The following is a 6094-nucleotide window of genomic DNA, read 5'->3' on the forward strand; positions in this document are numbered from 1 at the left end:
TATATCACGACGAGAGCGTAAACAGCTTATTCAAATAAAATTTTAAAATTTAAAACGCGGCGCGATTTGTTTTATACAGCCGTAGGAATGCGAACAATAGGCATCTTATAATAAAAGATCTCGGCTCAGCTGCAAGTCAAGCGCTTGCGCTTGTGAACTCTAAATTTGCAGCGTTGAGCTCGCTGTGATTTAGCTATTGCCGATTTAACTGCGACGTGAAATTTAGCTTCTAGGCGGCAAATTTAGCTCTGCGCGGCATTTACTCCGCGCGGCGGAAAATTTAACTGCAATCGCAGAGCAAATTTGCCGCACCAGCCGCCGCAAGTCGCATTTTAACGCTTAAAAAATTAGTATTAAAAATACCCTACTTTAAATTATTCGTCATAAAAATTTAATTGTTGCTAGCCCCCATACTCGTCGGCTACGCTTCGCAAAGTCTCTTTCTCCGCAAAAACCCACGGCGCACACTAATGACAGATACCCCGAGCTCACTGCATTTAAATTTTGATATTTACAACGCGGCGTAAATTTTTAAAGCTCATTGCGCCTTTAAATTTATCATTCTCTCCTTAAATCGCCAAGAGCAAATAAAATTTTATTCATCAATGCCTATAACTAGCGATTGCACGTTAGAATCAAATATGCTTGATAGCGATAACGCCTTTTAATATTTTATAAATATTTAATCTTTTCGGAGCTATAATTTCGTCCGTGAATTTCATTCGCAAAATTTTATCAAAAGGATATAATAATGCGCAGTTTGCATTTATCGCTCGTGGCAGTTTCGATTTTGACCGCACAACTATGGGGGGGGGCAAGAGGCCGATTTAGGAGAGATCGTCGTAAGCGCCACCGCCTTTGAGCAAGATATCAAAGAAGCGCCGGCGTCGATCTCGGTAATACCTCAAAAAGAGATCGAAAAGAGAAATCACAAAGACGTAGCCGACATCGTAAAGGATATACCAGGCGTATATTCCGCGCCTAGATTTAGCTCAATGAAGGGTAAAAGCGATATCAGAATGCGTGGTATGGATTCAAAATATACTAAAATTTTAATCGACGGTCGTCCTGTTTCCAGCGAGAGCGCATTTCCGGGTTTCGGCTCGCAAGGAAGCATCCAAAGCTTCATCCCGCCCGCAAATGCTATCGCCCGCGTGGAAGTTATCCGCGGACCGATGAGTTCTCTATACGGCACCGACGCTATGGGCGGTGTGATAAACATCATCACCAAAGGCTTTTCGAATGAACCTAGCGCCAATATAAACGGCTACTACGATATCGCGCAGCACAAAGACATAGGCAATGGCTACTCTACGGGATTTTATGCAAGCGGCGCGATAGTGCCAGACACACTCGGAATTTCGCTTTACGGGCGATATTTTCATAAATTTGAAGACGCCAAAGACTACGGCAATCCAAAAGACGCGGATAAGAATTTCGGTGCGAAGCTTATGTATAAGCCTACCGAGAACGACGATCTCGCGCTTGATTACAAACACACTAAAAACTTGACCTCAAGAACTCTAGGCAAAACGGCGTATCTAGGATATAACACTCACGAAGACGACAAAGACGATCAAATTTCGCTCTCGCATAGCGGAAGATACGATAAATTTCTAACCGATACCTATCTATCGCACGAGGTTACAAAAACCTTTTCCGATCAAGCCGCAAGTGACATCAGGCTAAGATCTACGATATTTAATACTCAAGGCTCGTATCTTTTTGACTCAAATACCTTAACGCTTGGCGCGCAGTATCGCCATGAGAAGCTGGATTCATCACAAAATGAGCCGGGCTTTAGCGATGATGCGCATCTAAAAAGATGGGATGTGTCGGTATTTGGAGAGGATAATTTTTATGTCACGGACGCGCTTGCACTGACTGCGGGCTTAAGATACAACTACGACAAAGACTATGGCGGACACTTTGCGCCGCGCGGCTACATCGTTTATCATCTAAATGAAAATTTATCGTTTAAGGGAGGCGTATCGGCGGGCTATACGACGCCTAATATCGACGATAGATCCGAAGGGCTAAAAATTCCGATAAATCACGGACGCGGTATCAGACTGGGGCGAAGCAGCCTCAAGCCCGAAACTAGCGTAAATTACGAGGTCGGAACGATGTATGACAATAACGATAATCTAAGCCTTTCGGCGACCGTTTTTCACACCGACTTCAAAGACAAGATCGATAGCGTCGTAAGATGCGGCGGCTGGGGATCGGGAGCGGATTTTAATAATCCCGCTACTTGGACTTGTGTTTATCAAGGCAAAACCTATTTTGGAATTTATGAAAACGTAAATATCGGCAGAGCCTCCATAGACGGACTTGAGCTTAGCGGCGAGTGGAAAATTTTATCAAATTTAGCATTTCACGCAAACTATACCTATGCTAAATCAAAACAAAAATCAGGCGAAAACGAGGGCAAAGCGCTGACCGACACCCCGCGCTATATGATAAAAACGGGACTTGATTACGACTTTAATAGCGATCTGAGCTTCTGGACGCAGGTAAATTATATAAGCAGGGTAAAAAATGGCGTGTATGTAAACACTAAGGGCTACGCCGTCACCGACGTCGGGACTAACTATAAAATCACGAAAAACGCTAGCGTAAATTTTAGCGTATATAACGTATTTAACGAAAGAGTAATAGACGATAAACCGACCAGAGCCCTCATAGCTGAGGGTCGTAAATTTCAGCTCGGCTTCAACGTAAATTTTTAATTCGAGCAAAATTTAAAGATGAAATTTGAACGATGAGGAGAGTTTTAAAGAAAAACTTTTGGTTCAACGTCCATTTAATTTTGTCTCTGCTTTGTGCGCTACCGCTGCTCGTAGTCGCCTTGTCGGGCTGTTTCATCTCGTATCACGATGAAATTTTTGACGCTATTAACGAGCGGCAGTCTTTCGCCGTCCAAAAAGATGTGCCTCGCCTAAAAATTTCTGAAATTTTAAAAATTTTCGGCGAGAAGCAAAGTAGCTTCACGCCGGAGCTAATCGGCATAAAAGATGGCGGCGCGAGCGTCGAAGTCGCGGGCAAAGACGGCAAAGGACGAGCAAGAGCGTATTTTTTGAGCCCTTATGACGGACAAATCGTCGGTGAGAACTACGAAGAGCGGATAATGAATGTTGTGCTAAGCCTACATACAAATCTAGGCTTTGAGCTTGCCTTTGGCGAGGGGGCTCGCGAGATCGGCAGGCAAATCGTGGCACTTAGCACGCTAGGGCTCATTTTGCTTTTGTTAAGCGGGATTTTGATCTATTATCCGTTTTTTAGACGCAAGCTTACAAAAGCGCTTAAGATCAACTTCAAAACTCGCGGCTACGCGCTGCTTTATCAGATCCACGGATGCACGGGCATCTATGCGGCTGCAATACTTTTTGCTATAAGCGCGAGCGGGCTATATTTTTCTTATGACTGGTTAGCAAGACTAACGAATAAAATTTTGGGCGAGGAGCAAATTTACAAAGCTGAAAAATTTGAACCTAGACAAAAGTTGGGGTTTAAGGATGCAGGCAAACTACGGGAGATCGACGCGATGTTTAAAATTTTTATCCAAAAACACGGCGAAAATTTTAAATTTTTTAACATAATGCTTAATCCGAAAGACGGAGTATATAGCGCGATATACGGGATTGCGAGCGACGAGAGCGATGAATTTAATAGGATCGCGATCAATGCTACGAGTGGCGAAATTTTAAGGGACGTTAAATTTGCCGATATGAAAGCGCAAATGCCACGTTTTATGACGATACGCATGGCAGTTTTAGATATTCATTCGGGCGAAATTTTCGGACAGATCGGCAAACTTATATTTTGCCTAGCTTCGCTTTCATTTTTGTTTTTAGCCGCGAGCGGTTTTTGGATGAGCTTAAAAAAAGACTTATAAGATAAATCACGCAAAACACGCAGTACTCTATTTTAACAGGGCAGAAACATAAAGACTTTGCAAAAGAGGCTGCGCTCATAGCCTATAAACAGGTGCTTTGCACCGCAGAATTTCAATTTTATAGCATTTAAAATTGGGTTATAACGCAGAATTTGACTGCAAGGAAGCAGAATTTGTCTCAGCAAAACTACCATTTGCAATTTAAATTGATTTCTTAATTTCTACGAAACTGCACTTTAATTTACCGCGCAGGTTTGCAGCCGTTTTTAAATTCCGAGATTTAGAAGTTCACAAGGCATCAAAAACTATTTATGATGGTTTAGATCATGCGAACCGCCACATACGCTAGCCAGTCGTGCTTTAAAAATTTACTGCAGTTTAGTTTGCAATGCAAAGCCCTTGAACCACTAAAAACCCTTTATAATCTCCATCAAATGCTTGACAAGAGCCGTAATTGCAGCATTTTCATAGCTATCGTCTGTATTTTGCAACGCTATGGTTTTCATATTGCCGAAAAATCCTGGATCGTAATGCTCGATGTCATTTTGCACGTAGCTTCTTAAAATTTGGCCGTTTCTTACTAGTTTAACCTCATAAATAAACTCTATGCCACCGATTCTATCGCTAGGAAACGGAGTAGCTTCACCCGTAAAGCCCCTGCGGTGCTTTATTGTAATTTTAAGCTCGTCGGTAGAGTTTTGATCCAGCAGGTTCGCCTCTTTTAGCGCCGCTAAAAGCTGCTCGTTGTACTTTTTCTCGACCGCCTCCGGCGATTGATAGACAAATTTTTTCGGATTATGGTTTTGGAAGTGTTGGTAGGTAATCCCCTTGAATTTATACGCACTTGCGATCGGAACCTTCGGTCTAGGCGCGCCGCAGCTCGCTAAAAACAGCGCCGCAAGAAGCAAAGCTAGAAATTTTTTCATTTTCTATCCTTTAAAATTTCATGAAATTATACAAAAATGGGGTTTAGCCCGGGCTAAATTTACGATCTTTCGGCGCCGCTATGCGTTTAAATTTTGATAAATTTGAGCGAAAGCGTAAATTTTAAGCGTAGCTAGGCGGCTAAATTTCAAATCCTTTAAATTTGAAACCAGCTTAAATTTCAAAGCCTCTTCAAATTTAAAATTTAATCCGAATTTGATCTGAAATTTTATAAAATTCCACCGTTTTAAACGGACTTTAAAATCACGCGCAAGCTGTTTTGAAACCCCGGAATAAAGGAAGCTGATGCCTACTTTTACTACCAAAGACTACAAAGCCGCCCTTCGCAGCCGCGGCTCACGAACCACGAGCGCAGGCGGATTTAGCGTCAAAAACGATAACTCCTTCATCGTGATCTTCGTAATTGCGATGATGGCTTTTATATTTTTCTACGGCGTGTTGGCCGGCCTTGATTTAGATGAAATTTTTTTAGGAAACGGACGCGGTCGCGGTGGAGGCGGGATTTTAGGACTTTTGATCGCAGGCGTAGCTTGGTATCAAGGGCGCGATGGTGGCGGGCTGTTTAAATTTAACGACCACGCGATCACCTTCGTCTCGGGCGTGGGCAAGAGCGAAATTTTGCTCTTTAATATCGACTACGTTAGGCTCACGCCGGGCTTTTTGCGCACCTGCACGAACTACACGGCGCTTAGCCACTCCCGCTACGTAAAATACGAGAAGTTTCTGAACTTTGCATATGCGTCTATAATCGTGCTGTGGCTAGTCGGTATCGCCATGAGCGAGCGCGTGGGGATGGCGTTCGTTATAATGGTCGTGGGCGTCGTAATCTTTATCTTCGCCAAGGCGCTTTCGTCGTGGCGGCTAAACGGCGACTTTCACGACATCTTGCTGCGCGACACCGTGCTGATCCGCGGCAAGGACCTAAACGACCGCGTGCTGTGGTTTGCGATCACGCCCGGCCGCAACGATCGCCGCAGGTTGCGTGCCTACTTCAAAGAGCATCTTGACTTCGACATCGACGGCGGCTGATTTTGATTTAAAATTTAGAGATTTGGCGTAAATTTAGCGGCGAAATTTTGCAACGTAAAATTTAAGGCAGAATTCCGCGCAGCGGAATTTTGCGATCTAAATTTTACCGAGCGAAATTCCGAGGCGTAAAATTCTACGATATAAAATTTACGAAGCAGAATTTCGCGGCGTAAATTTCAAAGCCGCGAATGCACGGCGCGATATTTGCGGCTCTATACAACA

5 protein-coding genes are annotated in these 6094 nt (G+C 43.5%); 3 read left to right on the top strand and 2 right to left on the bottom strand.

Annotated features, from left to right (window positions below; all coding sequences use genetic code 11):
* The first annotated feature begins 914 nt into the window (after positions 1–914).
* Together Q0238_RS05430 and Q0238_RS05435 are read left to right on the top strand one after the other, a co-directional pair.
* A complete protein-coding gene (locus Q0238_RS05430; protein WP_297943704.1) occupies positions 915–2732 on the top strand; it encodes a TonB-dependent receptor in 1818 nt (605 codons plus the stop codon).
* Between the two features lie 32 nt (positions 2733–2764).
* Positions 2765–3898: a PepSY-associated TM helix domain-containing protein gene (locus tag Q0238_RS05435; protein WP_297943694.1), complete on the top strand. Its 1134-nt coding sequence runs from the start codon at positions 2765–2767 to the stop codon at positions 3896–3898.
* 407 nt (positions 3899–4305) lie between these two features.
* Here Q0238_RS05435 and Q0238_RS05440 read toward each other — a convergent pair whose 3' ends face one another.
* Both Q0238_RS05440 and Q0238_RS05445 read right to left on the bottom strand, forming a co-directional pair.
* Positions 4306–4824, bottom strand: a complete 519-nt coding sequence (locus Q0238_RS05440) for a hypothetical protein (protein WP_297943697.1) — start codon at positions 4822–4824, stop codon at positions 4306–4308.
* A gap of 78 nt (positions 4825–4902) precedes the next feature.
* Positions 4903–5148, bottom strand: coding sequence for a hypothetical protein (locus Q0238_RS05445; protein WP_297943699.1), 246 nt, complete (start codon positions 5146–5148; stop codon positions 4903–4905).
* Between Q0238_RS05445 and Q0238_RS05450 the strand changes: the two genes are divergently transcribed.
* Positions 5129–5872 carry a hypothetical protein gene (locus Q0238_RS05450; RefSeq protein ID WP_297943701.1) on the top strand — a complete coding sequence of 248 codons (744 nt, stop codon included), beginning with the start codon at positions 5129–5131 and terminating at the stop codon, positions 5870–5872. The genes Q0238_RS05445 and Q0238_RS05450 overlap by 20 nt on opposite strands.
* Positions 5873–6094: the final 222 nt, after the last annotated feature.

The organism is uncultured Campylobacter sp., from assembly GCF_938045775.1.
In the GTDB taxonomy this organism is placed as follows: domain Bacteria; phylum Campylobacterota; class Campylobacteria; order Campylobacterales; family Campylobacteraceae; genus Campylobacter_B.